The following is a 25,870-nucleotide window of genomic DNA, read 5'->3' as shown; positions in this document are numbered from 1 at the left end:
TCGATACGGGGTCGGTCTGGTCGCCCATTGGCCGGTGTCGTTGAACATCCAGGCGATCAGGATCAGAGCAGTTCGTGGATCTCGCTCAGGATCTGGTCGACCCACTGCTCGATGCGGGGTCGGTCTGGTCGTCCATTGGCTGGCGTCGTCGAACATCCAGGCGGCCAGGGTCAGAGCAGTTCGTGGATCTCGCTCAGGATCTGGTCGACCCACTGCTCGATACGGGACTCGGTCTGGTCGTACTGGTTGGCGTCATCGAGGGCCAGCCCGACGAAGTGGCGGCCATCGTCGATGAGCGCCTTGGAGGCGTCAAACTCGTACCCCTCGTTGGGCCAGTAGCCCACCAGCTTGACCCCCTTGGGGACCAGCTGATCGTGCAGCAGGCCGAGGGCATCCTGATACCACTCCCCATAGCCCAGCTGATCGCCCATGCCAAACAGGGCGATGATGCGTCCCTCCAGATGCAGGTCGGCGATGTCTTCCCAGCGGGATTCCCAGTCCTCCTGCAGCTCGCCGAAGTCCCAGGTGGAGATGCCCAGGATCAGGATGTCGTACTCCTGCATGCGGGCGAGGGGCACATCCTTGATGTTGTGGAGATCGACCAGCTCGGGGCCGATGAGGGCGCGGATCTTCTCGGCGGCCATCTCGGTGTAGCAGGTGGTGGAGCCATAAAACAAACCTATCTTCATCGCTCTTCTCTTGATCGCAGTCGGCAAGGGGCGTGACCGGCACAGCGGCGCCGGCGCCCGGGGGGAGGGCGCCAGTCTAGCAGATTGCGCCGGGCTCTTCACCGCCTGAGGGGATGTGCAGCCTTGCCTTGCGGCCCGGGTGGGTCGGCACGTTACAATGGCGACCTGTTTCCCTGAGCGCGGCGCACCATGAGCAAAGCAGAATCCCATCCCCTGATCGAGCCGTTTCTCGACGCCCTCTGGCTGGAGCGTGGGCTCTCCGACAACACGGTCAGCTCCTATCGCACCGACCTGGAAAAATTTGCCCTCTGGCTCGATGAGCAAGGCGGTTCCCTGCTGCTGGCGGGGCTGGACGACATCCAGCACTACCTCGCCTGGCGGGTGGACCATCAGTTCGCGGCCAGCAGCACGGCCCGTTTCCTCTCGGCCCTGCGCCGCTTCTACCAGTACCTCAATCGCGAGAAGCTGCGCAGCGACGATCCCACCGTGCTGCTGGAGGGGCCAAAGCTCCCCAAAAAGCTGCCATCGGATCTGAGCGAAGCCGAGGTGGAGGCGCTACTGCAAGCGCCCCTGGTGGACGACCCGCTGGAGCTGCGGGACAAGGCGATGCTCGAGCTGCTCTATGCTACCGGGCTGCGGGTGTCCGAGCTGGTGGGGCTGACCGCCGAACACGTCAGCCTGCGCCAGGGGCTGGTGCGAGTGGTGGGCAAGGGCAACAAGGAGCGCCTGGTCCCCATGGGGGAGGAGGCGGTGCACTGGCTGGAGCGCTACTACCGGGAGGGGCGCACCCTGCTGCTGGGTGGCACCAGCTCGGACGTGATGTTCCCCTCCAAGCGGGCCCGGATGATGACCCGCCAGACCTTCTGGCACCGCATCAAACTCTATGCCCTGAGAGCCGGCATCAGGGGGGAACTCTCCCCCCACACCCTGCGTCACGCCTTCGCCACCCACCTGCTCAATCACGGCGCCGACTTGCGGGTGGTGCAGATGCTGCTGGGCCACGCGGATCTCTCCACCACCCAGATCTATACCCACGTGGCCAACGAGCGGCTCAAGGCACTGCACGGCCAGCACCACCCCAGAGCCTGATCGCCTCATCGGCCTTGCAACAAAAAACCGCCCGAAGGCGGTTTTTTTGAGCACACGACAGGGAGGAAACGGTTATTTCCCCTGCTGGGATTTCAGCAAGTCGCGGATCTCGGTCAGCAGCTCCTGATCCTTGGTGGGGCCGGCCGGGGCGGCGGCTTCCTCTTCCTGCTTCTTCTTCAGGGTGTTGATGGCCTTGAGCCCCATGAAGATGGCGAAGGAGATGATCAGGAAGTCGATACAGGTCTGGATGAACTTGCCGTAGGCGATGACCACGGCAGGGGCATCCCCTTCGGCGGCCTTCAGGGTCACGGCGAGATCGCTGAAATCCACGCCCCCCAGGATCAGCCCGATGGGGGGCATGATCACGTCTCCCACGAAGGAGGAGACAATCTTGCCAAAGGCGGCACCTATGATGATACCGACCGCCATGTCGATCACATTGCCCCTGGATGCAAAGGCCTTGAACTCTTGAATCAGACTCATTTTTCCCCCTATAAATGGACGAAGTGCCACCTGAGCGCACGTCGATTTGAATAATAAAACATCAGCAAAACAGAGGGATGACTAAAGATGTCTCCCGTCGTCCTGATTAGCTTGCGGGGCTCAAGCCCGATTGGCAACCTGTCATCCCGTGATTTTTTCTTGCGGACGTTATTAATCGATCACTAATTAAGGTCTTTGTGAGAGGGAATTGTCTGGGTTACCTTATGAGACCCTTCAATCATGCCAAGTGAATGAGCTAATGCGATATTTACTGCTGGGAATGATGCTGCTGTGCGCTTTTGCGGCCAGCGCGGGGATGGACCCCCATGTGTTGAAACAGACCATAGAGCAGCGCCTCGGTGTGCAGGTCTACCTGGTGGACGAGACCCCCATGCCGGGCCTCTATCTGCTGGGCACGGCCCAGGGACTGCTCTACAGCGATGCCAGGGGAGACTATGTGCTGCAGGGCTCCATGCTGGATCTGGCCCACGAGATGAGAAACCTCACCCGGCTCAGCCAGCAGCAGCAACGCAGGCTGGCGCTCTCCCAGATAGGGGAGGCCCGGCTCTGGCTCAAGGCCACCCCTGAACGCCACCGCCTCACCCTGTTTACCGATCTCGCCTGCGGTCCTTGCCGCATCGCGCTGGAGGAGTTGCCCCGCTTGCAGGCGAGGGGCGTGAGCGTACAACTGCTGCCTGCGCCTGTCGCCGCCTCGGATCAGGCTAGCTGGTGCGATCCCGGGCTGCTGCGCGAACTCAACTTCAGCGATCGTTTGCCTGAGAGCGGCTGTAATGCGATCCTTGCCCATCATATCGGCCTGAGCCAGTGGCTCGGGATCAAGGCGTCACCGAGCTGGGTCCTGCCCAATGGCGACCTGGTGCGCGGTTACCAGAGCCCCGAACAACTGCTCAAGATACTGGATCACATCAATGCCCCTGCAAATCCGTCGTCGTCCGCGAGTTGATGATTCCCATCTGCCCGCCACCCTGCACCCGCTGCTTCGCCAGATCTTCGCCAGCCGCGGGGTAGAAGACCCTGCCCTGCTGGAGCGCAGCGCCAACCAGCTGCTGCCGCCCCAGCGTCTGTTCGGCATGGCGCAGGCGGTGCCGCTGCTGGCCGAGGCGCTGACGGCGCAAAAACGCATTCTCATCGTCGGTGACTTCGACTGCGACGGCGCCACCAGCTCGGCCCTGTGCGTGCTGGCCTTGCGCGCCATGGGGGGGCACCACATCGATTTTCTGGTGCCCAACCGATTCGAGTTCGGTTATGGCCTCACCCCGGAGATCGTCGAGCTGGCGGTGGCCCGCGGCGCCGAGTTCCTGATCACGGTGGACAACGGGATCTCCAGCATCGCCGGGGTGGCGGCGGCCAAGGCGGCAGGCATGCAGGTACTGGTTACCGATCACCATTTGCCGGGTCAGGAGCTGCCTGACGCCGACGCGATAGTGAACCCCAACCAGCATGGCTGCGACTTCCCCTCCAAGTCCCTGGCCGGGGTCGGGGTCGCCTTCTATCTGATGGCGGCCCTCAACACCCATCTGCGCCAGAGCGGCTGGTATGAGCGCCAGGGGCTGCGCGCCCCCAACGTGGCGGATTACCTGGATCTGGTGGCCCTCGGCACCGTGGCCGACGTGGTGGCGCTCGATGGCAACAACCGCATCCTGGTTCATCAGGGGTTGCAGCGGATCCGGGCCGGCCGTTGTCGCCCCGGCATCCAGGCGCTGGTGGATGTGTCGGGCCGCGACGGTCGTCGCCTGTGCGCCGCCGATCTCGGCTTTGCGCTGGGGCCGCGCCTCAACGCGGTGGGCCGGCTCGATGACATGTCCCTCGGGGTCGCCTGTCTGCTCTGTGACGACATCAACCTGGCGCGCCAGTTCGCCTCCGAAATGGACAGCCTCAACCAGGAGCGCAAGGAGATCGAGCAGGGGATGCAGCAGGAGGCGCTCGCCACTTTGGAGCAGATCCGTTTTCGTGACGGCGAGGTGCCCTCCGGCATCGTGCTGCACCGAAACGAGTGGCATCAGGGGGTGGTGGGGCTGGTGGCCTCCAAGGTGAAGGAGAAGTACTACCGCCCGGTCATCGCCTTTGCCGAGAGCAGCGAGACCGAGCTCAAGGGCTCCGGGCGCTCCATCCCGGGGGTGCACCTGCGCGATGCGCTGGAACTACTCGATACCCGCCACCCCGGCTTGATGGGCAAGTTTGGCGGCCACGCCATGGCGGCCGGGTTGACCCTGCCCAAGGCCAATATCGAGGCCTTCGGCCGGGCCTTCGAGGCGGTCATCGGCGAGCTGGTGACCCCTGAGCTCTTGACCGGGGTGCTGCTCACCGATGGCGAGCTGCTGCCGGACGAGCTCACCCTCGAGCTGGCGGAGCTTATTCGCGCCTCCGGCCCCTGGGGCCAGGCCTTTCCCGAGCCGCTGTTTGACGGGGAATTCGTGCTGGTGCAGCAGCGGCTGGTGGGGGAGAAGCACCTCAAGATGATGCTGACCACGGATTCCGGCCACGCGGTGGATGCCATCGCCTTTGGCGTCGACTTGCAGCGCTGGCCCGATGCCTCGGTGAAGCGGGTGCGACTGGTCTACCGGCTCGACGTCAACGAGTGGCGTGGCAACCGCAGCGTGCAGTTGTTGGTGGAGCATCTGGAAGCCGCCGGCCTCTGATCCCGCGAGTCTCTCTTGCTGTCGATGACGGCCACCTCAGGGTGGCCGTTTTTTTATGGTGTGAACCCGGATGTTGTCGTTGACCCGTCTATTGCTTCACAGTTTAAGCTTCCCTTCATCGGGTCACGGACCCCTCAGCGAGTGGTTGTCATGAAAATATCTGAACTGGCCCGGCGCTGCGGCCTGGCCCGCTCCACCCTGCTCTATTACGAGAAGCTGGGGGTGATTGCGGGCACGAGGGCCGCCAACGGCTATCGCCACTACGACGATGACGATCTGCAGCGTCTGCGGATGGTACAGGCCCTGCAGGCCGGCGGGCTCAGCCTCAAGCAGTGCCTCGCCTGTCTGGCGGGCGAGCTGGAGCAGGCAACGCTGGAAACCCGGGTCAGGGAGCTGGATGAAGAGCTGGCGCGGATGCAACGCGCCCGGGATCTGCTGGCGGATCTCGCCGGTTTGCGTGCGCACTCCGGCGACGAGTTCAAGGCCTGGCAGCGGCAACTGCAGCATCAAGCCCCGCAGGCTTACTTTGCCTGGGTGATGAAGCAGGGATTCAGTGAAAAAGCGCGTTACCACCTGCAGTGGCTCAGCAAAGACATGAATGAACATGAGCGCTACATCCGGGATTTCAAGCTGCTGCTGGATGGCATGAGCTATTGGGGGCCGGGCGATAGCCTCTTCACCCAGCAGCAATTTGCCGCGCTGCCCAGCCAGCCTCGCCGGATCCTCGACATGGGCTGTGGGCGCGGCGCCGCCACTCTGGCGCTGGCACAGGTGACGGACGCCACCATCGTGGCCATCGATCTGGACGAGGAGGCGCTGGCCGCCGTGGCGAGATCGGCCAGCGCGGCGGGGCTGAGTCAGGTCACTACTCTGTGCGCCAACATGGCGGCGCTGCCGGCAGATCTTGCCCCCGCCGATCTCATCTGGGCCGAGGGGAGCGCGTACACCATAGGGGTGGCCAATGCGCTCAAAGCCTGGCGGGCGTACCTTGCCGATCCTAATGCCTGCCTGGTGCTGAGCGACCTGGTGTGGCTGACGGACACGCCCCCAGAGGAGGCGCTGGCGTTCTGGCAGCGGGATTATCCCGCCATGCAGACCCTGGCGGGCCTGCTCAAAGCGGTGCAGGAGGCGGGTTATCGCTGCCTGTGGCACACCGAGTTGCCGCAAAGGGCCTGGCACAACTATCTGGATCCCATCGAGCGCAATCTGGCGCGCCACAGTGCCGAGCTGGGGGATAGCCCAGCCTGGCAGGACTTGAGCCGGGAAGTGGCCATCCACCGCCAATACCTGGGCAGCTACGGCTATGTGATCTGCTGCCTGCAGGCAGTCTGATCAGGCCATCCATTGCAAGATAACAAACGGAGAAAACCAATGAACATCATCATTCGGCCCGAAGCAGGCGCCGATCACGACGCCATTGAAGCGCTGACCGTGGCCGCGTTCCTCAATGCCCCCCATACCGATCACAACGAGCAGTTGATCGTGCGTGACCTGCGCCAGGCCGGGGCACTCAGCCTGTCGCTGGTGGCGGAGCTGGCGGGGCAAGTGGTCGGCCACCTCTGCTTCTCGCCGGTCACCATCAGCGATGGCAGCCCGCACTGGTATGGTCTTGGCCCCATTTCGGTCTCCCCTGCGCTGCACGGCAAGGGGCTGGGGTCACGGCTGATGGACGCGGGTCTGGCCGAGCTCAAGGGGATGGGGGCGGCCGGCTGCGTGGTGCTGGGGGATCCCGGCTTCTACGGCCGTTTCGGTTTCGTGCCCGAGCCGGGGTTGACGCTGCCCGGCGTGCCGCCCGAGTACTTCATGGCCCGCTTGTTCGGCGCTGCCATGCCCAGTGGTGAAGTGCGCTACCACCAGGCCTTCGAGCAGGGGTGAGCCCTCACCTTGAGGAAGATGAAAGTCGCTTTCTCAAGGTGGTGCAACCTTGTCGGTTTTAGGGAATGGGGCGGTGTTTAATATCAACCTTTCTGATATCTCATGGTGGAAAATGCAATAAGTGACGGTATTGTGATATATTCCACCTGTAATTTTTCTTGACGGACCGCCCCCTTGTCATCCTCTCGCCGCCCCTCGTCATGGCCGATGGTGCTTGCCATCGCCTGCCTTCTCTGGCTTGCCGCTGCGGCGGCGGCAGGGGTCGTTGCAACGCCGGGAATGGAGACGCAAGGGCAGGAGCGGCCGATGCTGTTCCATGAGCCAGCGAACCCGGGGCTTGCCGACAACGTCAGCCTGCCGCCCGCCTCCCAGTGGCGGCTCGGTTTCGAACAGGGACGGCGACTGGAAGGGGCCGCTCATGCCGAGCTCTACCAGATGCTGCTGGCCTGGTTCCAGCACGAGATCCTCGGCCTGCTCTGCGGCCTGCTGTTTTTCCTGCCTCTCATCTATCTCAGGCAGCGGCCCGACTACTTCGGCGCTCTGCACACACGGCGGCTTCGCTGCCACCACCTGCAATATCGCTTCTGCCAGGGCGACTAGGTTCACCAGCCGGGCGCCCGCCCGTTTGATCCCCGTCATTGAGTACCGCTGACCGGGCTGCTCGGCAGTCTGGCGGCTGCCGTGGTCATTACCGGGTGCTGCGCCAGCTCTCTCTGTAAACGTCATCCGTGACGTCATCTTCGCGACTGGCCGTTGGCCGGGCGCGGACGTGCTCTTATTGCAACCAAGTGGTGAACTCATTCATGGACTATTACGTCAATCTCTTCATCCAGTCGATCTTTGTGGAAAACCTGGCGCTGGCCTTCTTCCTTGGCATGTGCACCTTTCTGGCCGTCTCGAAAAACATCAATACCGCCTTCGGTTTGGGCATGACGGTGCTGGCGGTCATAGTGATCGCCATCCCCCTCAACAACCTGATCTACCGCCATATCCTGCGTCCCGAGAGTACCTTCCTCGGGGAGTTTGATCTGGGCTTTCTCGATTTCATCGTCTATATCGGGGTGCTGGCGGCCCTGGTGCAGGTGATGGAGATGGTGCTGGACAAACATTTCCCGGCGCTCCATCACGCGCTCGGCATCTATCTGCCGCTGCTGACGGTGCATTGCGCCATCTTCGGCGGGGTAATGTTCATGGCCCAGCGGGATTACGACTTCATCGAATCCGTGGTCTACGGGGCGGGCTCAGGGCTGGGCTGGTTGCTGGCCATCGTCGCCATTGCGGGGTTGCGCCAGAAGATGAAGTATTCGGATGTGCCCGAGGGGCTGCGGGGTATCGGCATTACCTTCATCGTGGCCGGGCTGATGTCCCTCGGCTTCATGTCCTTTTCCGGCATCTCGCTCTGAGCCATGGGCCGGGTGGTGGCCCAATGAAGGTGCTCAATCCAGACGCTTTGCCATGTTGTAGCCGGTGATGGTGAAGCCCAGCGCCTGATAGAGCGCCAGTGCCCTCGGGTTGTCATGGGCCACCCTCAGCTTGATCTGGTGGATGCCTAGGGGGGCGAGCTGCGCTTCCAGGGCGGCCATGGCTGCCTTGCCGAGGCCGCGACCACGATGGGGCGGTGTCACATAGAAGTCGTAGATGAAGGTGGTGCCGGCGGCGCCGTCGATGGCGTGCCAGAGATAGCCCAGAGGCTCGCCCGGCGCGTTCGGGGCTTCAGGTACCATGGCGAGCAGGTGATGACCCGGGGTGGCGACACCCAGTGGGCAGGAGCTGCTGCAACGAGGCGTCGGCCTGACGGTGGGCGTCAGGCAGTGCCATCCCGTGGTTGCTGGCAAGATCCTGGGCGTAATCCTCGATGAAGTAGTCGCGATAGGCGGGAAAGTCTGCGTCACGCAGGGGGATCAGGCGAACGGTGAGAGTCGGCATCCGGCACAGCACTCCAGAGAAGGGGAGTGGCCACGTTACGCCAGAACGGCGTCAATCACAAAGGGACAACCGCTGCCTGCGAGGTGACGGCGATAAAAAAAGAGCGCCCAGGGGCGCTCTTTTTTCTGCCAGCAGGAAAAGAGGCTTATTTGACCTCTTCCCCCTTGGCTTGCAGGTCTGCGTGGTAGGAGGAACGCACGAAGGGACCGCAGGCGGCGTGGCTGAAGCCGAGATCCATGGCCACATCCTTGAGTTCGTCGAACTCTGCGGGCGGCACATAACGCTTCACCGGCAGGTGGTGGCGGCTCGGCTGCAGATACTGGCCCAGGGTCAGCATGTTGACGCCGTGCTCGCGCAAGTCCTTGAGTACCTGCACGATCTCTTCGTTGGTTTCGCCCAGACCCATCATGACGCCGGACTTAGTCGGCACATGGGGGTGCATCTCCTTGATGCGGCGCAGCAGCTCCAGCGACCACTTGTAGTCGGCACCCGGCCGGGCGACCCGGTACATGCGCGGGGCGGTTTCCAGGTTGTGGTTGAACACGTCAGGCGGGGTCTCGCGGAACACTTCCAGCGCCTGCTCCATCCGGCCACGGAAGTCCGGGGTCAGGATCTCGATGCGGGTCTGCGGGCTGTGCTCGCGGATCTGCTTGATGCAGTCGGCGAAGTGCTGGGCACCGCCGTCCCGCAGATCGTCGCGGTCCACCGAGGTGATCACCACGTATTTCAGCCCCATCTCCTTGATGGTCAGCGCCAGCTTCTTCGGCTCGTCCGGATCGAGCGCCAGCGGGCGGCCGTGGGCCACGTCGCAGAAGGGGCATCGACGGGTGCAGATGGCGCCCATGATCATGAAGGTCGCGGTGCCGTGGTTGAAGCACTCCGCCAGGTTGGGGCAGGAGGCCTCCTCACACACAGAGTGCAGCTTGTTTTTGCGCAGGGTGCTCTTGATGTGCTCGATCTTCTGGCTCGACGGCGGCAGCTTGATCCGCATCCACTCCGGCTTGCGCAGCACTTCCTCGTTGGGATCCGGCATGAATTTCACCGGGATCAGGGCCATCTTGTCGCCATCGCGCAGCTTGACGCCCGGCTCCATACGAACGGGTTTGCTCATGATTCACTCTCGGTGTTTGTTATTGTCTGGTTGACGGTCACCAGGGGCCTTGCGGCTCCCTCGTGACCACGGGGCATGGGGTTGCTCATGCCGCCTCTTCGGTATTCGTGATCTCTTGGTAGCCAATCAGGCGGGCCAGCTCCGTCACCAGCAGGGACTGTGCCTCGGCGACGCTCTGCGGGCCGCCCAGGGCGCTGGTCTGGGTCATGGCCATGCCCGCATAGCCGCACGGATTGATGCGCAGGAAGGGAGTCATGTCCATGTTGACGTTGAGGGCCAACCCGTGGAACGAGCACCCCTTGCGAATGCGCAAACCCAGGGACGCCAGCTTGGCTTCCATACCCAGATCGCTCTTCACGTAGACGCCCGGGGCATCGGCCTTGGCGTAGGCCTCGATATGGCTTTTGGCGAGCGTGTTGATGATGGCGGTTTCGAGGCAGGTCACCAGCTCCCGTACAGAGAGCTTGCTGCGGCGCACATCCACCAGAACGTAGAGCACCAGCTGGCCCGGGCCGTGATAGGTCACCTGGCCGCCGCGATCACTCTGCACCACCGGGATGTTGCCGGGGGCGAGCAGGTGTTCGGCCTTGCCGGCCTGACCCTGGGTGTAGACGGGGTCATGCTCCACTACCCAGAACTCGTCCGGGGTGTCGGGGGTGCGATTGTCGGTGAACGCCTTCATGGCGTCCCACACCGGCTGGTAGGGGCGACGGCCCAGCTGTCTGACGAGCAGTTGGCCGGCTGACGGTTGTGGCTCGGCGGGCGTTTCGAGTGACATCTTTCCTCACTGGCGGCGCGGTGTCGGTACGGTCGCCGCTGCGACCGGGCGGCAAATAATCAGTCGCCCCGGTGGCGGGGCGAGAGAGGCAACTTACAGGACGTAACGAACCAGCTCGATCTTGCCAAGGGCGGTATACATGGCCTCGATGTGTTCCTTGCTCTGGGCGGTGACCGTCACCCGTACCGAGTGATAGTTGCCCTTGGAGCTCGGTTGAACGGTCGGGCTGTAGGTGCCGGGAGCATGTTGCTGCAGCACTTCCACCACCATGTCGGGCAGGGCGGGATCGGCCACGCCAAGCACCTTGAACGGGAACTTGCAGGGGAACTCCAGCAGTTCATCAAACTTGGTATTCATCTACTTCACCTTTCTGGGTCGCCGGGAAGCGACGTCATCTTTACGTCTTTGAGGGCCGCCGAAACGGTCCCCTCATCTGCCCCCAGGGGACAGTTCCCAGTCTATATGGGCATGAGCCGCCTCGGGATCAAGACCCGGCGGTGTGGCAAGACGTGGAAATGCTGCTTTTTACCACAAATCGTCAGTCGGCGGAACCTGCAGATTACAGGGTTATTGACTGGACAGACCGCAAAAGACAGCAGCGGCGCCTGTTGGCGCCGCTGCTTGAGGAAGGGTCTGTTACTTGAACCAGCTGGAGACCAGCATCACCAGGTAATCCCACAGGCGGCTCATCAGGCCACCTTCCTGCACCTCTTCCAGGGCAACCAGGGGAACCTGCTTGATCTCCTTGTCCCCTTGCTTGAGGTACACAGTGCCGACGCGCTGGCCCTTGGCCAGGGGCGCCTTCAGCTCGCTCTCCAGCTGGAAGTCCGCCTTGAGGTTGTTGCCCTGGCCACGGGTGACCAGCACGGAGACGTCCTTGTCGACCCCCAGCTTCACTTCAGACTTGTCGCCCATCCAGATCTTCTGGGTGACCAGTTCGGTGCCCGCCTTGTAGGGGGTCAGGCTCTGGAAGAAGCGGAAGCCGTAGGTGAGCAGCTTCTTGCTCTCGGCGGCGCGAGAAGCCTCGCTGTTGGCCCCCATGACGACGGCGATCAGGCGCATGCCTTCGTTGTTGGTGGCGGAAGAGACCAGGTTGTAGCCTACCTGGCTGACGTGGCCTGTCTTGATGCCGTCAACCTGCAGGGATTGGTCCCACAGCAGGCGGTTGCGGTTGTGCTGGGTGATGCCGTTGAACACGAAGGACTTCTGGGAGTAGATCTTGTACTCCTCCGGCTGATCGTGGATCAGAGCCTGACCCAGGCGGGCCATGTCGCGGGCGGTACTGTAGTGGCCCTCTTCATCCAGGCCGTGGGGGTTCTTGAACTGGGAGTCCTTCATGCCGAGCTTGGCGGCCCAGGCGTTCATCAGGCTGGCGAAGGAGTCGGTGCTGCCCGCCAGGTGCTCGGCCATGGCGACGCAGGCGTCGTTGCCGGACTGGATGATGATGCCCTTGTTGAGATCATCGACGGAGACTTGCTTGCCCACCTCGATGAACATCTTGGAGGAGTCGGAGTAGTTTTTGGACCAGGCGTTCTGGCTGATGGTCACCATGTCGGTGCCCTTGATGTTCCCCTTGTGCAGCTCGTCGCCGACGATGTAGGAGGTCATCATCTTGGTCAGGCTGGCGGGGGGCAGACGCTCGTCGGCGTTCTGCTCGGCCAGCACCTGGCCGGAGAAGTAGTCGATCAGGATGTGGGCCTTGGCGGAGATCTCGGGCGCGGCAGGCACCACCATGGGGGCGCTGTTCAAAGTGGGGACCGGCTGGGCACTCGGCAGGGCCGAATCCGGGGTCGGAACAGGCTGGTTGGCCTGAGCGGTGGCGCTTAACAGGGAGGCCAGAATAACGGAGCGGGCAAATTTGGACATCTTGAAATTCCTGGTGCCTGGATGGGATGTACCCAAGTTGAAAAAAAGCGGGCCCCACTATACCAGATGTGCGTGTCGGTCATAGTCCGAGATGCGACCTGGACGGGATTTTATGGGATGGCCCCCGACCTCGCGTCGTATCCCGGCGCGAGGCCGGGGCGGGTATCAGGGCACGATGAAGGCCTGCTCCAACCCGCCCTGGCGTATCTGCTCGAGCAGGGGGGCCTGCTTGTCGCTGGCCACGGGCCCGAGCAGGACGCGGAAGACGGCGCCATGTGCCACCACCTGGTACGGCACGCCATAGCGCTGGGTCATTACCTTGCCCATGGCCTCAGCCCGCGCCTGCGAGCCGCTGGCGAGCACCTGGATCATCTTGCCCTGGGTCGCACCGGCCTTGGGGGGGGAGACGGTGGTGGTCGCCGTAGCGGCAGGAGCAGGAGCAGGGGCGGCCTTGGCCGGTGCCGTGGGGGCCGGCGTCTCGTTCACGAAGGAATTGGCGGCTGGCGCCGCAGGCTCCATGGGCGTCATCGGGGTCATGGGCACCATCTCCACCATCTGATCCGGCTGATCGGTGATGAGTTCGAGGCGCACCCGGGCCTCACCCCCTTCCACCATCTCCAGCTGCGCGGCGGCGGCGTGGGAGAGATCGATGAGGCGATCGCTGCCGAAGGGGCCGCGATCATTGACGCGAACTATGGTCTCCAGACCGTTGTCCAGATTGGTGACCCGCACGTAGCTTGGCAGGGGCAGGTTGCGGTGGGCGGCGCTGAACAGGGTGCTGTTCTGCACGTCACCGTTGGCAGTCTTGTTGCCGTCCAGATCCCGGGAGAGCCAACTGGCAGTGCCTTCCTCGCTGTAGTGCTTGACGTCGCGCCACACCTCAAACTTCTGCTTGCCGATCCAGTAGTCCCGGTTGCCGCTCTCGCTCATGGGTTCGGGGCGGGGAATGGCGCCGGTCGCCTGGGGGATCTCGATGACCTGGGGCTTCTCCTGGGGGACGGGCTCTGGCGGCAGCGGCTGGGGTTCGGGTTGGCTGCTACAGGCGGCCAGCAACAAGGTCAGGCTGAGGGGAAGAAGTTTGTGGCTGTAATGCATAAGCGTCCTGGATTGCTTGACTGAGTTGATGCACCGCCATCGCATAGAGAGGGCTGCGATTGTAGCGGGTGATCACGTAAAAATTGTGGCGCGCGACCCAGTATTCCGGTCCTTCGGCCTGCTCCATCGCCAGCAGTTTTACCGGCGTCTCGGGTGACGGCGGTGTGGCGACTTCAATGCCCGCAGCGGCCAGATCTGCCCAGCGGTGTCTTAGCTCGGGCTCGGGTGCAAGCAGGGTACCTACTGGCGCCAATCCGATCAAGGCGGGCTCCACCACCGGCTCGCCCCAGCGCCAGTGGTGCAGGGCGAAGTAGTTGGCCACGCTGCCGATGGCATCTGCCGGGTTGGCGAAGAGATCCCGCTTGCCGTCTCCGTCGAAGTCGACCGCGTAGTGGCGGTAGCTGGAGGGCATGAACTGGCCCATGCCCATGGCACCGGCATAGGAGCCCTTGAGGGTGGTGAGCGGCCACTTCTCTTCCCGGGCAAGCAGCACCAGCTGGGCAAACTCCTTGGCGAAGAAATCCGCCCGTTCGGGGTAGTGGAATCCCAGGGTGTAGAGGCTGTCGAGCACCGGGTGGCGCCCCATCTGTCGACCGTAAAAGGTCTCGATGCCGATGATGGCGACGATGAGGGAGGCGGGGACCTGGTAGGTCTGCTCGGCCCGTGCCAGGGTGGCGGCATGGCGCTGCCAGAATCCCACTCCGTCCCGGATGCGCTCCGGGGTGACGAACAGCGGCCTGTAGCGGTGCCAGGGCTTGGCTTCCCAGGGGCGGCGGATGGTGTCCAGCACCTCCTGGCGCAGGCTGGCTTGGGCGGCGGCGGCCTGCAACTCTGCCAGCGGTACCTGCTGCTGCTCGGCCAGCAGGCTGAGCCGGGCCGGCGAGACGGCAGCACCCGCCGTCAAGGTGCACAGAGATAGAGCCAGCCAGCCGAGCCGCATCAGGCGAGCAGCCGCCTGTGGGTCTGGATGGACATCAGAACGCCGAAGCCCGCCATCAGGGTTACCATGGAGGTGCCGCCGTAGCTCACCAGTGGCAGGGGAACCCCTACCACCGGCAGGATGCCGCTTACCATGCCCATGTTGACGAACACATAGACGAAGAAGGTCAGGGTCAGGGCGCCCCCCAGCAGGCGTTCGAAGCTGTTCTGGGCCTGCATGGAGATAAACAGGCAGCGGCTGATGATGTAGAGGTAGATGACCAGCAAGAGGGCCACGCCCACCAGACCGAACTCCTCGCTGAAGACGGCGAAGATGAAGTCGGTGTGGCGCTCTGGCAGGAATTCGAGCTGGGACTGGGTGCCTTGCAGCCACCCCTTGCCGAACACGCCGCCGGAGCCGATCGCAATCTTGGACTGGATGATGTGATAGCCGCGACCGAGCGGGTCCTTCTCCGGGTCCAGCAGCATCAGCACCCGCTGGCGCTGGTAGTCGTGCATCAGGAAGAACCAGAGTACCGGCATGAAGGCGCAGATGAGCAAGACCGCGAGCCCGATGAGCCACCAGCTGATCCCCGCCAGGAAGATGACGAAGAAGCCGGAAGCGGCTACCAGGATGGAGGTGCCGAGATCGGGTTGGGCCGCGATCAGCAGGGTGGGCAGCAGCACCATCACCAGGGCGATCATCACATGGCTGAACTTTGGCGGCAGGGAGTGCCGGCTGAGCCAGGCGGCCACCATGATGGGCATGGAGAGTTTCATCACTTCGGAGGGCTGGAACTTCATGAAGCCGAGATCGAGCCAGCGCTGGGCCCCCTTGCCGATATGGCCGAACACGTCCACCGCGATGAGCAGCAGCACCACCACCGCAAACAGGGGCACCGACCAGCGGGCATAGAGGGAGGGCGGCAGCTGGGCCATGCCGATCATCAGACCGAAGGCCAGGGCGCCGCGCACCAGCTGGCGCACGATGGAGTCGAGATCCTGGCCCGAGGCGGAGTAGAGCACCACCATGGAGAGGGCCATCAGGGTCAGCAGGCCGAGCAGCAGCGGCAGGTCGATGTGCAGCTTGTACCAGATGCTCTGCTGGCGGGCAGAATTACTCATTGGGAAACGACCTCACTCGGTTGGGACGGCTTTTCCGGTGCCGGTGGCAACTGGGGTTCCGGCGGCAGCAGATAGGCATCCAGCATGTGGCGGGCGACCGGTGCCGCCATGGCGCTGCCGCCCCCGGCGTTCTCCAGCACCAGGGCGACCACCGCCTTGGGTGCCTCGAAGGGGGCGAAGGCGACGAACAGGGCGTTGTCGCGGTGCTCCACCTTGGTGGTGGCCGCGTTGTAGACCTGGTTCTCTTTCAGGCCCACAACCTGGGCGGTGCCGGACTTGCCCGCCGCCTTGTAGGGGGTATTGGCGAAGGCGCGGCGCCCCGTCCCTTCGTGGCCGTTGATGACGCGCCACATGCCGTCCTTGGCCACCTGCCAGTAGGTATCGCTCTTGGCGGCGATGGCCACGTTCGGGTTGATGGGGGCGTTGACCACGCCATCGGACGAGGCGGTGCTCTTGAGCAGGTGCGGCGTCACGTCGTGACCGTTCTGGGTCAGGATGCTGATGGCCTTGGCGAGCTGGATCGGGGTGGCGCTCCAGTAGCCCTGGCCGATGCCGATGGAGATGGTGTCCCCCTGGTACCAGGGTTGACGCCAGCGGGCCATCTTCCAGTCCCGGGAGGGCATGACGCCCCGGGTCTCTTCATAGAGGTCCACGCCGCTGTACTGGCCGAAGCCGAACTTGGTCATGTAGCTGTTGATCTTGTCGATGCCGACCCGGTAGGCGAGATCGTAGAAATAGGTATCCGCCGAGACCTCGATGGCGCGATAGACGTCGAGCCAGCCGTGGCCCCAGCGGCGCCAGTCCCGGAACTTCTTGGTGGTGCCCGGGATGGAGAAGCTGGGCCCGCCGAAGTAGCGGTAATTGGGAGTGATCGCCCCCTCGTTGAGCCCCATCACCGCCATCATGGGCTTGACGGTGGAGGCGGGGGCATAGATGCCCTGGGTGGTGCGGTTCACCAGCGGCCGGGCGGGATCGTTGAGCAGCGCCGAGTAGTTGGCGCTGGAGATGCCGGTCACGAACAGGTTGGGGTCGTAGCTCGGGCTCGACTCCATGGCCAGGATGGCGCCGGTGTTGGGTTCCATCATCACGATGGCGCCCCGGCGGCCGGCCAGCAGCTCCTGGGCCTTCAACTGCAGGCGGATGTCGATGTTGAGGTAGATGTCCTTGCCGGGCTCGGGGGGCTGGAATTTCAGGGTGCGCACCACCCGGCCGCGGTTGTTCACCTCGACCTCCTGATAACCTGCCACGCCGTGCAGCTGATCCTCGTAGTACTTCTCCACCCCCTGTTTGCCGATGTCCTTGGTGGCGGCATAGTTGGCGAGCTTCTCCTCCTTCTCGAGGCGCTCCACGTCACGGGTGTTGATCTTGGCCACGTAGCCCAGGGCATGGGTCAGGGTGTCGCCGAACGGGTAGTAGCGCTTGAGGTAGGCCTCGATGCTGGCCCCCGGGTAGTTGTGCTGGTTGACCGAGAAGAGGGCGACCTGGTATTCGGTCAGCTTCTCGAACAGGGGCACGGGCTTGAAGCGGCGCTGACGCTTGACCTCGGCCAGGAACTTCTCCTTGGTCCCCTCCGGCAGGGCCAGCAGGGTGATGAGGTCGTCCGCGGTCTTCTCCAGGTTCTCGGTCTCTTCGGGCACGATCTCCAGGCTGTAGACAGGGCGGTTTTCCGCCAGCAGGACACCGTTGGCGTCGTAGATGAGGCCACGGGGCGGCGCCACCGGTACCACACGGATGCGGTTGTCGTTGGATCGGGTCTGATAGGTTTCGTAAGACTCTACTTGCAGGTAGTAGAGGTTAGCCAGCAGCACCAGCATGAGGGTGACCATGCCGATGTAGGCGACCAGGGTGCGCCGGAAGAACAGACGTCCCTCGGCACTGTGATCGCGCATTTCAATGCGATTCTTCAGCATGCCGTTACCTTGTGGCTGACGTGCGGGTGAGAGAGGAGAAATGCATGCTCAGGGTCGGCATGGGTCACTCTCTGTGATAAGGGTGATTGGTGGTGATGCTCCAGGCGCGGTAGAGGCTCTCGGCCACCAGTACCCGCACCAGGGGATGGGGCAGGGTCAGGGGCGAGAGCGACCAGCTCTGTTCCGCGGCAGCCTTGCACTCGGGGGAGAGCCCCTCCGGGCCACCCACCAGCAGTGCCACGTCCCGGCCATCCAGCTTCCAGGCTTCCAGTTGCACGGCGAGCTGCTCCGTGGTCCAGGGCTTGCCCGGAATGTCCAGGGTCACGATGCGGGAGCGGCCGGCGGCGGCCAGCATGGCTTCCCCTTCCTTTTGCAGGATGCGGGGAATATCGGCATTCTTGCCGCGCTTGCCTGCGCCGATCTCGACCAGCTCGAACGGCATGTCTTTGGGGAAGCGGCGACGGTACTCTTCGAAGCCATGCTCTACCCAGGCAGGCATCTTGGTGCCCACGGCAATCAACTGGATCTTCATCTTTGGTTACGCTGTCGCCCTTTATTGCGAATTGACCTGGGCGGCGCCGCTCCAGAGTTTTTCCAGCTGGTAGAAGTCGCGGTACTCATCCTGCATCACGTGGACGATGACCGACCCCATGTCCACCAGCACCCACTCACCGGTGAGTTCCCCCTCCACGCTCAGCAGGTCGAGCCCCGCATGACGGACCTCGCTGGCGAGGTTGTGGGCGATGGCACTGACGTGACGATTGGAGTTGCCGGAGCAGATGATCATGGTGTCCGTGATGCTGGATTTGCCGCGCACATCGAGGGTGATGATGTCGCGGCCTTTCATGTCATCGATCTTGTCGACGATAAAGGCGAGCAATTCTTGGCCTTGCAATGTCTTCTCCTATCTTCCGGCGCCAGAGGGCGGCGGATTATATCATGGTCACTCCCGTTTCCCAGCCTGGCAAAGGGAGCATCGCCCGGGGAGGCGTCCCGTGGGGGAGGGGCCCCTTGACGATCACTATAGTGTGCAACCCGGCCTGGCAATAGTCAGGGCCGGGCCCGGTGCGCCCGGACGTGTCGGCTGACCCGCCTGCGTGGCGCCGTTTACTGCGTTGCCGATGAGCGGTAGAGCCCGTGGCGCCGGATATAGTCGGCGACCGGGTTGGGCAGCAGGTATTTGGGATCCTGGCCTGCCGCGAGCAGGGCACGCAGGCGTGTGGCCGACAGCTCGACGGGCAGGTTGTCACAAAGCCAGACATGACCGTGGCGCTGGCGATGGAGATCCTGAATGTCCCGGGTCTGGTGGCGGGCCAGCAGCTCGGCCACCTGGACGGGATAATCCGGTTGCCAGCCTGGGCGGCAGCTCACCACCAGATGGGCGTAATCGAGCAGCTCCTGCCAGCGGTGCCAGCCCGGCAGGCCGAGCAGGGAATCCATCCCCATCAAAAAGCAGAGCGGGGTGTCCGGCAGCTCGCTCCTCAACTCGACAAGGGTGTCGATGGTCCAGGAGGGAGTGTTGCGTTTCAGCTCCCGCTCATCCACCACGAATCCCGGGTTGTCCGCCGCAGCGAGCCGGACCATGGCGAGCCGCTGCTCGCTGGAGCAGAGCGGATTGGCCCGGTGGGGCGGGATATGGTTCGGGAGCAGGCGCACCTCGGCCAGACCCAGGGCCTCCCGGGCCTCGATGGCGGGTCTCAGGTGGCCGATGTGAATGGGATCGAAGGTGCCGCCGAGGATCCCGATGGGCGGTGTCAGCATGATTCCGTCTCCAGCAGGGGGAGCGGGGTTCCGTCACGAAAGCCGAGGGCGATGGTTTGCAGCATCAGCCAGGCCTGTTCGGTGTCGAAATGGCGCTGGGCATGGTCCAGCTGGGCCATCAGTTGCCAGAGCTGCCGGATCTTGGGGAAGGGAAGCCGGGTCAGCGCCTGCTGGATGAGCTGTTGACGGCTCTGCCAGATGCGCAGGCGGCTGAAATGCTCCACCAGGGGCTGTCCGGCGCGGGCGGCCAGCGCCAGCTCGGTGAGCTGCTCCAGTTCGCGGCACAGGGTCCAGGCCAGCATGCCGGGTTCGGTGCCCTCGGCGCGCAGGGCCAGCAGGATGCGCTGGGCCCGGTTCACCTTTCCTTCCAGCAGGGTATCGACGAGCTGGAAGGGGGTGAAGTGGGCGTGGCGGATGATGGTCTCCTGCAGATAGGCGACGCTGATGGGCTGGGGCGGCGAGAGCAGGGTCAGCTTCTCGATCTCCTGGCTCGCGGCCAGCAGGTTGCCCTCGTAGGCGTGGCACATGAAGTTGACCGCATCCGGCAGCGCCTTGAGGCCGAAGCGCTGAAAGCGGGCGCTCATCCAGCGCGGGAAGAAGCGGGGTTCGGGGTGGTTGACCGGCACATAGGTGCCGCTCTGGCTCAGCTTGTCGAACCAGGCCGCCTTCATCTGGGTCTGGTTGAGGCGGGGGCCCGAGAGCACCAGCAGCAGGTCGGGGTGGAGCTGCTTGCCAATGTCGCTGATGCGGGCGGCGAGATCCTTGTCGATCTTTGCGGGCAGCTCCAGCTCGATGATCTGGCGGGCCGAGAACAGGCTCATGGCCTGGCAGGCATCGTAGACCTGGTTCCAGTCCAGCCCCTGTTCCACCACGAAGCTGTGGCGTTCATCGAAGCCCTGTTTGCGTGCCACCTGGCGCACGGCGTCGACGGCTTCCAGCTTGAGCAGGGGCTCGTCCCCAAAAATGAGATAGCAGGGCTTGAGCCCTGCCTTGAGATGATCCGCAAACTGCTCGGGATAGACTCTCATCAACACCCTCTCATCAAGATACGCGCATCAGAACTTGACCTGACTGAGCTGGCGAATAACCAGGTTGGCGGCCTGCTCCTGCATCTCCTTGCCCAGCTGCTCCTGCTCGCGGGAGGAGGCGAGTGCCGCATCCGGCTTGTTCAGGAAGCTGCGGTTGAAGGTGATGGGGAAGACCTGGGTCGGTTTGCCCGGCATGACCACGGTGAACTGGGTGCTGTAACTCAGCAGGTATTCGCGGTCCTGGCCGATGGAGTCGACGGAGGCGACCTGGCTGCGGCTACGTACCCCGGCCAGGGTCAGCACCGGTATGCCCTCCTTGTCGGCGAGCTGCACGCCAGCGGCCTTGAGACGGGTGGTGACCAGTCGGTAGAAGTCGCTCTTGTTGTCACCGACCACTTTCATGGTCATCAGTTCGGGGGGAATGGCGGTGCCCCGCATCTGAAAACCGCAGGCCTGCAGCAACAGTCCTGCCAGCACGATGGCCATCCAGCGCGTGAAGATGGTGCCCATAAAAAATCCTCTTTGCATGAAGGGAAGAGCGGCGGGCGCAGGGCCCGCCGTCATCATCCGTGTGTCGTCAGCCCCTGGCCCGGACCGTCGGCCGCCGCCAGGGGAGGCGTCATCAGTTGGCCACGATGTTGAGCAGTTTGCCCGGCACGTACACGACTTTGCGCACGGTCAGACCGTCGGTGAACTTCTGTACGGACGCATCGGCCATGGCCAGCTTCTCGACGTCGGCCTGGCTTATCTCGGCCGGCACGGTCAGCTTGCCGCGCATCTTGCCGTTGATCTGCACCACCACCAGCTTCTCGGTCTCGACCATGGCCGCTTCGTCAGCCACCGGCCAGGCCGCGACATCGATGTCCCCTTCCTTGCCCAGCATTTTCCACAGCTCGAAGCCGATGTGCGGGGTGATGGGGTAGAGCATGACCACGACCGCTTCCAGCGCTTCCTGCATCAGGGCGCGATCCTGAGCGTCACTGCCCAGTTTGGCCAGGTTGTTCATCAGCTCCATGATGGCAGCGATGGCGGTGTTGAAGGTCTGACGGCGACCCACGTCGTCGCTCACCTTGGCGATGGTCTTGTGCAGCTCGCGGCGCACGGCTTTCTGGTCGCTGGTGAGGGCGGCGACGTCCAGTGCGGCAACGGCGCCACCGGATACGTGCTCGAAGGTGATGCGCCACAGGCGACGCAGGAAGCGCTGGGCACCCTCTACGCCGGAGTCGGACCACTCCAGGGTCATCTCGGCCGGAGAGGCGAACATCATGAACAGACGGACGGTATCGGCGCCGTAACGCTCCACCATCAGTTGCGGGTCGATGCCGTTGTTCTTGGACTTGGACATCTTGGTCATGCCGGAGTGCATCACTTCACGGCCTTCGAGGTCGACCGCCTTGGTGATGCGGCCCTTGTCATCACGTTCCACCTTGACGTCGAGGGGGCTGACCCAGACGTTGCCGCCCTTCTCATCCTTGTAGTAGAAGGCGTCGGCCAGCACCATGCCCTGGCAGAGCAGGCGCTTGAACGGCTCGTCGCTGTTCACGAGGCCCGCATCACGCAGCAGCTTGTGGAAGAAGCGGGCATAGAGCAGGTGCATACAGGCGTGTTCGATGCCGCCGATGTATTGATCCACCGGCAGCCAGTGGTTGGCAGCCGCCGGATCCAGCATGCCCTTGTCGTAGTCCGGGGAGCAGTAGCGGGCGTAGTACCAGGAGGACTCCATGAAGGTGTCGAAGGTATCGGTCTCGCGGAACGCTTCCTGGCCGTTGTAAGTGGTCTTGGCCCACTCTGCGTCGGCCTTGATCGGGCTCTGGATGCCATCCATCACCACGTCTTCCGGCAGCAGTACCGGCAGTTGATCTTCCGGGGTCGGCACCACGGTACCGTCAGCCAGGGTCAGCATCGGGATGGGGGCACCCCAGTAGCGCTGACGGGAAACCCCCCAGTCGCGCAGACGGTAGTTGACGGTGCGCTTGCCCTTGCCGAGCCCTTCCAGCTTGTTGGCGATGGCATCGAAGGCACCCTGGAAGTCGAGGCCGTCGAACTCGCCGGAGTTGAACAGCACGCCCTTCTCGGTATAAGCCGCTTCGCTCACGTCGACGTCACCATCAACCGGCTTGATGACAGGCTTGATCTCGAGGCCGTACTTGGTGGCGAATTCGTGGTCACGCAGGTCGTGACCCGGTACCGCCATCACGGCGCCGGTGCCGTAGTTCATCAGCACGAAGTTGGCGACCCAGACCGGCACCTTGCGGCCATCCAGCGGGTGAATGGCGTAGAGGCCGGTGGCCATGCCCTTCTTCTCCATGGTGGCCAGTTCAGCCTCGGCTACCTTGGTGTTCTTGCACTCTTCGATGAAGGCGGCCAGCTCCGGATTGTTCTGGGCTGCTTGCAGCGCCAGCGGGTGACCGGCGGCGATGCCCACATAGGTCACACCCATGAAGGTGTCCGGACGGGTGGTGTAGACCTCGAGGTGCTCGGCCTGACCGTCGATATTGAAGCTGATGTTGACCCCTTCGGAGCGGCCAATCCAGTTGCGCTGCATGGTCTTGACCATCTCCGGCCAGCCTTCCAGATTGTCGATATCGTTCAGCAGCTCTTCGGCGTAGTCGGTGATCTTGATGAACCACTGGGGGATCTCTTTCTGCTCCACCGGGGTGTCACAGCGCCAGCAGCAGTTGTCCACTACCTGCTCGTTGGCCAGCACCGTCATGTCGTTCGGGCACCAGTTGACGGAGGAGGTCTTCTTGTAGACCAGGCCCTTCTCGTAGAGCTTGGTAAAGAACCACTGCTCCCAGCGGTAGTAGTCCGGCTTGCAGGTGGCCAGCTCCCGATCCCAGTCATAGCCCAGACCCAGCATCTTCAGCTGGTTCTTCATGTATTCGATGTTTTCGTAGGTCCAGGGAGCCGGCGCCGTGTTGTTCTTGATGGCGGCGTTTTCTGCCGGCAGGCCGAAGGCGTCCCAACCGATGGGTTGCAGCACGTTCTTGCCATTGAGCCGTTGATAACGGGAGATCACATCACCTATGGTGTAGTTGCGAACGTGCCCCATGTGTAGACGACCAGACGGATAGGGGAACATGGAGAGGCAGTAGAACTTTTCCTTGTCTACTTTCTCCACCGCCTTGAAGGTTTTCTTGGCATCCCAGTGCTTCTGCACTGCTGGTTCTATGGATTGGGGAACGTATTGCTCTTGCATTGGTGACATCCGGATCTGTGAAATGAATAGATAAAACGGCTGGGAAATCCCGATAGAATACCCATATCCTGCGGCGGCAACAACCGCCAGCATCCGCCCGGTCTCGGGCCAGGTCCGGTACCCGCGAGGATTTGCAGAGCCGCGAGAGTCGCAATGAAGTGAGAATGGCAACCGCCGCCCGTATCCGCCGAGCCCGAGGTCAGGGTCTGGCTCGATCGGGATTCAGCAGAGGAGTGATGGCCATGGACAAACATCGACAAGGGTATGAAGCCTTTATCGCCCAGCTCAAGAAGCAGTGGGAAGAGACGGAAGCGTTTCAGGGAGAGCGCCTCAACCGGATGATCGCCAAGGTGCAGGCCTATCTGGAGGCGGCCGGGGATCTGACCCAGGACGAGCTGGCGCTCATCGCCGAGTATGTGAAGCGGGATCTGGGTAACTATGACGAAGGGCGCAAGGATGATCAGGTGGAGGAGTCTGCCTTCATGCTGGCGCTCAAGGACACCGCCTGGTCCTGGCTGGCAGACGTGACCGACCGCACCCAGGTGGAGTGGCAGGAGTTGGCGGACGAGCTGGAGCACAAGGGGGTCTACCGGGCGGGGGACTGGGTGGGACTCGGGGTGCTGGTGTGCGATCACTGCGAGTGGCGCCATACCGTGCTGCACCCGGAGCAGCTTGGCACCTGCCCCGAGTGCGGGGCCGATGAATATCATCGCGAGCCGCTGTCTCCTTGAGCCGCCAGACTGTGCTAAGCCATAAGCCAAACCATAAAAAGAGGCGCCCAAGGGCGCCTCTTTTGTTTATCGGGGTTGTGTGGTCTTAGCCCTTGCGCGCCCAGGGGTGGGCGCGGGGGCGCAGCCACAGGGCCAGCCCCAGCAGGGCGGCGGCCAGGCCATACATGGGCCAGCTGCCAAAACGCAGATAGGGGGTCTGGCCGTGGGCGGGGCGTACCTCGGCACGCAATACTCCAGCCTCGAACTGCGGGATCTGGGCGATGATGCTGCCGTCTATTTCGGTGACGATGGTGATGCCGGTGTTGGTGTCGCGCAGCAGCGGGCGGGCCAGCTCCAGGGCGCGCATGCGGGCGATCTCCATGTGCTGCCAGGGGCCGATGCTGGTGCCGAACCAGGCGTCGTTGGAGACGGTCAGCAGGAAGTCGGTATCCGGCTGCACGTTGCGGCGCACCTCGTCCGGGAAGATGATCTCGTAACAGATGGCGGCGGCAAACTTGAGCCCCTTGGCGATCAGGTTCGGCTGCACCTCGTCACCCCGGCTGAAGGAGGACATGGGCAGGTTGAAGAAGGGGGCGATGGGACGCAGCAGATCTTCAAAGGGCACGAACTCGCCGATGGGCAGCAGGTGGTACTTGTAGTAGCGGTTCTTGTGCTCGTAGTAGTAGGACTCCTTGCCCTCAGCATCCTGTACCCCCATGCCGAGCACGGTATTGAAGAAGCGCTGCTGTTTCAGATCGTAATGGATGATCCCCGCCAGCAGGCCGGTGTCGTTCACCTTCATCGCCTTGTCCAGGCTCTCCAGATAGGTACCCATCTCCTTCTCGATGGCCGGGATGGCGGACTCCGGCCAGACGATGATGTCGGCATCCTGGTTCTCGCGGCTGAGATCCTGATACTTGCGCACGGTCGGCACCAGGGCCTCCGGATCCCACTTGAGGGACTGCTCGATGTTGCCCTGCACCAGCGCGACCTTGACCGGTTCACCCCGGGTCACCCAGTTGAGCTGCATCAGCCCCTGGGCGGCGCCCACCAGGGCGACGGGGAGCAGCAGCCAGGCCGGCTTGCGGTGTTGCCATACCAGCCAGAGGGCGGAGGCGGTGAGCAGCAGGGCGAGGGTGATGCCCTGCACCCCGAGAAGGGGAGCGAAGCCCTTGAGGGGGCCGTCTATCTGGGTGTAGCCGAACCAGAGCCAGGGGTAGCCTGTCATCACCCAGCCCCGCAACCAGTCGGCCATCAGCCAGAGCGCCGGGAAGGCGAGCAGCCAGCGGCTCCAGTGGCGGCCGGCAAAGAAGCGGGCGAAGAGCCAGCAGGCCAGGGTCGGATAGAGGGAGAGATAGGCGCAGAGCCCGGCCAGCAGCACGAAGGCGGCTGGCAGCGGAATGCCGCCAAACTCCGTCATACTGACGTGGATCCACCACTGCCCGGGCAGGAACAGACCCATGGCGTAGCCGAAGCCTCGCCAGGCTGCCTGTTTGGGGGTGGCCTTGTCCAGCAGGGCGTAAAGGCCGAGCAGGGAGGGGATCACCAGGGGCCAGTAGCCGAAAGGGGAGAAGGCCAACACGGCGATGGCGCCGCTGGCAATGGCAAACAGGCTGGTCAGGAGTTTCGATTTCACGGGGGATCGGG

The 25,870-nt window shown here is 63.4% G+C and carries 27 protein-coding genes; 8 read left to right on the top strand and 19 right to left on the bottom strand.

Annotated features, from left to right (window positions below):
- Positions 1–170: 170 nt before the first annotated feature.
- A complete protein-coding gene (gene fldB / locus I6L48_RS19730) occupies positions 171–689 on the bottom strand; it encodes a flavodoxin FldB (protein ID WP_041212516.1) in 519 nt (172 codons plus the stop codon).
- Positions 690–878: 189 nt separating this feature from the next.
- On the opposite strand from fldB, the gene xerD reads away from it, so the two are divergent.
- Positions 879–1,778 carry a site-specific tyrosine recombinase XerD gene (gene xerD, locus I6L48_RS19725; RefSeq protein ID WP_216987629.1) on the top strand — a complete coding sequence of 300 codons (900 nt, stop codon included), beginning with the start codon at positions 879–881 and terminating at the stop codon, positions 1,776–1,778.
- A 72-nt stretch (positions 1,779–1,850) separates the two neighbouring features.
- On the opposite strand, the gene mscL is transcribed toward xerD, so the two are convergent.
- The gene (gene mscL / locus I6L48_RS19720; RefSeq protein ID WP_010673746.1) at positions 1,851–2,261 is read right to left on the bottom strand and encodes a large-conductance mechanosensitive channel protein MscL; all 411 of its coding nucleotides are present in this window, start codon (positions 2,259–2,261) and stop codon (positions 1,851–1,853) included.
- 259 nt (positions 2,262–2,520) lie between these two features.
- Between mscL and I6L48_RS19715 the strand changes: the two genes are divergently transcribed.
- From I6L48_RS19715 to nqrE, 6 genes are all read left to right on the top strand, one after another.
- Entirely contained in the window at positions 2,521–3,225 is a 705-nt protein-coding gene (locus tag I6L48_RS19715) for a disulfide isomerase DsbC N-terminal domain-containing protein (RefSeq protein WP_042014491.1), read from the top strand.
- Positions 3,191–4,921 carry a single-stranded-DNA-specific exonuclease RecJ gene (gene recJ / locus I6L48_RS19710; RefSeq protein WP_010673748.1) on the top strand — a complete coding sequence of 577 codons (1,731 nt, stop codon included), beginning with the start codon at positions 3,191–3,193 and terminating at the stop codon, positions 4,919–4,921. Before I6L48_RS19715 ends, recJ begins: the two co-directional genes overlap by 35 nt.
- A 150-nt stretch (positions 4,922–5,071) precedes the next feature.
- The gene (locus I6L48_RS19705) at positions 5,072–6,253 is read left to right on the top strand and encodes a MerR family transcriptional regulator (protein ID WP_216987628.1); all 1,182 of its coding nucleotides are present in this window, start codon (positions 5,072–5,074) and stop codon (positions 6,251–6,253) included.
- Positions 6,254–6,292: 39 nt separating this feature from the next.
- Complete coding sequence (locus I6L48_RS19700; RefSeq protein ID WP_216987627.1) at positions 6,293–6,796, top strand: GNAT family N-acetyltransferase; 504 nt, start codon at positions 6,293–6,295, stop codon at positions 6,794–6,796.
- 306 nt (positions 6,797–7,102) lie between these two features.
- Entirely contained in the window at positions 7,103–7,396 is a 294-nt protein-coding gene (locus I6L48_RS19695; RefSeq protein WP_010673751.1) for a hypothetical protein, read from the top strand.
- A gap of 203 nt (positions 7,397–7,599) precedes the next feature.
- Positions 7,600–8,199, top strand: a complete 600-nt coding sequence (nqrE, locus tag I6L48_RS19690; protein WP_216987626.1) for an NADH:ubiquinone reductase (Na(+)-transporting) subunit E — start codon at positions 7,600–7,602, stop codon at positions 8,197–8,199.
- A gap of 33 nt (positions 8,200–8,232) precedes the next feature.
- Here the strand turns inward: nqrE and I6L48_RS20845 are convergent, their stop codons facing one another.
- The 16 genes from I6L48_RS20845 to leuS all read right to left on the bottom strand — a co-directional run bounded on the left by I6L48_RS20845 (position 8,233) and on the right by leuS (position 23,513).
- Complete coding sequence (locus I6L48_RS20845; RefSeq protein WP_254203226.1) at positions 8,233–8,520, bottom strand: N-acetyltransferase; 288 nt, start codon at positions 8,518–8,520, stop codon at positions 8,233–8,235.
- Positions 8,510–8,722 (bottom strand): hypothetical protein, encoded by a 213-nt coding sequence (locus I6L48_RS20840; RefSeq protein WP_254203225.1) that lies wholly within the window; start codon positions 8,720–8,722, stop codon positions 8,510–8,512. The genes I6L48_RS20845 and I6L48_RS20840 overlap by 11 nt, the downstream gene beginning before the upstream one ends.
- Positions 8,723–8,867: 145 nt before the next feature.
- Positions 8,868–9,833: a lipoyl synthase gene (gene lipA, locus I6L48_RS19680; protein ID WP_202042852.1), complete on the bottom strand. Its 966-nt coding sequence runs from the start codon at positions 9,831–9,833 to the stop codon at positions 8,868–8,870.
- A gap of 85 nt (positions 9,834–9,918) precedes the next feature.
- On the bottom strand, positions 9,919–10,611 hold the full coding sequence (lipB, locus tag I6L48_RS19675) for a lipoyl(octanoyl) transferase LipB (protein ID WP_216987625.1): 693 nt from the start codon (positions 10,609–10,611) through the stop codon (positions 9,919–9,921).
- Between the two features lie 93 nt (positions 10,612–10,704).
- On the bottom strand, positions 10,705–10,968 hold the full coding sequence (gene ybeD, locus I6L48_RS19670) for a DUF493 family protein YbeD (protein WP_010673756.1): 264 nt from the start codon (positions 10,966–10,968) through the stop codon (positions 10,705–10,707).
- Positions 10,969–11,247: 279 nt separating this feature from the next.
- Positions 11,248–12,477 (bottom strand): D-alanyl-D-alanine carboxypeptidase family protein, encoded by a 1,230-nt coding sequence (locus I6L48_RS19665; RefSeq protein WP_039041110.1) that lies wholly within the window; start codon positions 12,475–12,477, stop codon positions 11,248–11,250.
- A gap of 165 nt (positions 12,478–12,642) precedes the next feature.
- Positions 12,643–13,572 carry a septal ring lytic transglycosylase RlpA family protein gene (locus tag I6L48_RS19660; protein ID WP_216987624.1) on the bottom strand — a complete coding sequence of 310 codons (930 nt, stop codon included), beginning with the start codon at positions 13,570–13,572 and terminating at the stop codon, positions 12,643–12,645.
- Positions 13,514–14,512, bottom strand: coding sequence for a lytic murein transglycosylase B (gene mltB / locus I6L48_RS19655; RefSeq protein WP_048207098.1), 999 nt, complete (start codon positions 14,510–14,512; stop codon positions 13,514–13,516). Before mltB ends, I6L48_RS19660 begins: the two co-directional genes overlap by 59 nt.
- A complete protein-coding gene (rodA, locus tag I6L48_RS19650; protein ID WP_010673760.1) occupies positions 14,512–15,615 on the bottom strand; it encodes a rod shape-determining protein RodA in 1,104 nt (367 codons plus the stop codon). Before rodA ends, mltB begins: the two co-directional genes overlap by 1 nt.
- Positions 15,612–17,525 carry a penicillin-binding protein 2 gene (gene mrdA / locus I6L48_RS19645; RefSeq protein WP_010673761.1) on the bottom strand — a complete coding sequence of 638 codons (1,914 nt, stop codon included), beginning with the start codon at positions 17,523–17,525 and terminating at the stop codon, positions 15,612–15,614. The genes rodA and mrdA overlap by 4 nt, the downstream gene beginning before the upstream one ends.
- A gap of 64 nt (positions 17,526–17,589) precedes the next feature.
- On the bottom strand, positions 17,590–18,057 hold the full coding sequence (rlmH, locus tag I6L48_RS19640) for a 23S rRNA (pseudouridine(1915)-N(3))-methyltransferase RlmH (protein WP_005298242.1): 468 nt from the start codon (positions 18,055–18,057) through the stop codon (positions 17,590–17,592).
- A gap of 21 nt (positions 18,058–18,078) precedes the next feature.
- The gene (gene rsfS / locus I6L48_RS19635; protein ID WP_113068858.1) at positions 18,079–18,420 is read right to left on the bottom strand and encodes a ribosome silencing factor; all 342 of its coding nucleotides are present in this window, start codon (positions 18,418–18,420) and stop codon (positions 18,079–18,081) included.
- Between the two features lie 212 nt (positions 18,421–18,632).
- Positions 18,633–19,286: a nicotinate-nucleotide adenylyltransferase gene (gene nadD, locus I6L48_RS19630; RefSeq protein WP_113068857.1), complete on the bottom strand. Its 654-nt coding sequence runs from the start codon at positions 19,284–19,286 to the stop codon at positions 18,633–18,635.
- The gene (holA, locus tag I6L48_RS19625) at positions 19,280–20,314 is read right to left on the bottom strand and encodes a DNA polymerase III subunit delta (RefSeq protein WP_010673764.1); all 1,035 of its coding nucleotides are present in this window, start codon (positions 20,312–20,314) and stop codon (positions 19,280–19,282) included. The genes nadD and holA overlap by 7 nt, the downstream gene beginning before the upstream one ends.
- Before the next feature lie 27 nt (positions 20,315–20,341).
- Positions 20,342–20,824 (bottom strand): LPS assembly lipoprotein LptE, encoded by a 483-nt coding sequence (gene lptE, locus I6L48_RS19620; protein ID WP_010673765.1) that lies wholly within the window; start codon positions 20,822–20,824, stop codon positions 20,342–20,344.
- A 112-nt stretch (positions 20,825–20,936) separates the two neighbouring features.
- Complete coding sequence (gene leuS, locus I6L48_RS19615; protein ID WP_052816023.1) at positions 20,937–23,513, bottom strand: leucine--tRNA ligase; 2,577 nt, start codon at positions 23,511–23,513, stop codon at positions 20,937–20,939.
- A 242-nt stretch (positions 23,514–23,755) separates the two neighbouring features.
- On the opposite strand from leuS, the gene I6L48_RS19610 reads away from it, so the two are divergent.
- Complete coding sequence (locus tag I6L48_RS19610) at positions 23,756–24,244, top strand: zinc ribbon-containing protein (protein ID WP_216987623.1); 489 nt, start codon at positions 23,756–23,758, stop codon at positions 24,242–24,244.
- A gap of 85 nt (positions 24,245–24,329) precedes the next feature.
- Here I6L48_RS19610 and lnt read toward each other — a convergent pair whose 3' ends face one another.
- Complete coding sequence (gene lnt, locus I6L48_RS19605; protein WP_042014505.1) at positions 24,330–25,859, bottom strand: apolipoprotein N-acyltransferase; 1,530 nt, start codon at positions 25,857–25,859, stop codon at positions 24,330–24,332.
- Positions 25,860–25,870 lie beyond the last annotated feature (11 nt).

The organism is Aeromonas sp. FDAARGOS 1418, from assembly GCF_019048585.1.
In the GTDB taxonomy this organism is placed as follows: Bacteria; Pseudomonadota; Gammaproteobacteria; order Enterobacterales; family Aeromonadaceae; genus Aeromonas; species Aeromonas caviae.
Note: the sequence above shows the minus strand (reverse complement) of the source record. Positions and strands in the feature narration are given on the sequence as shown.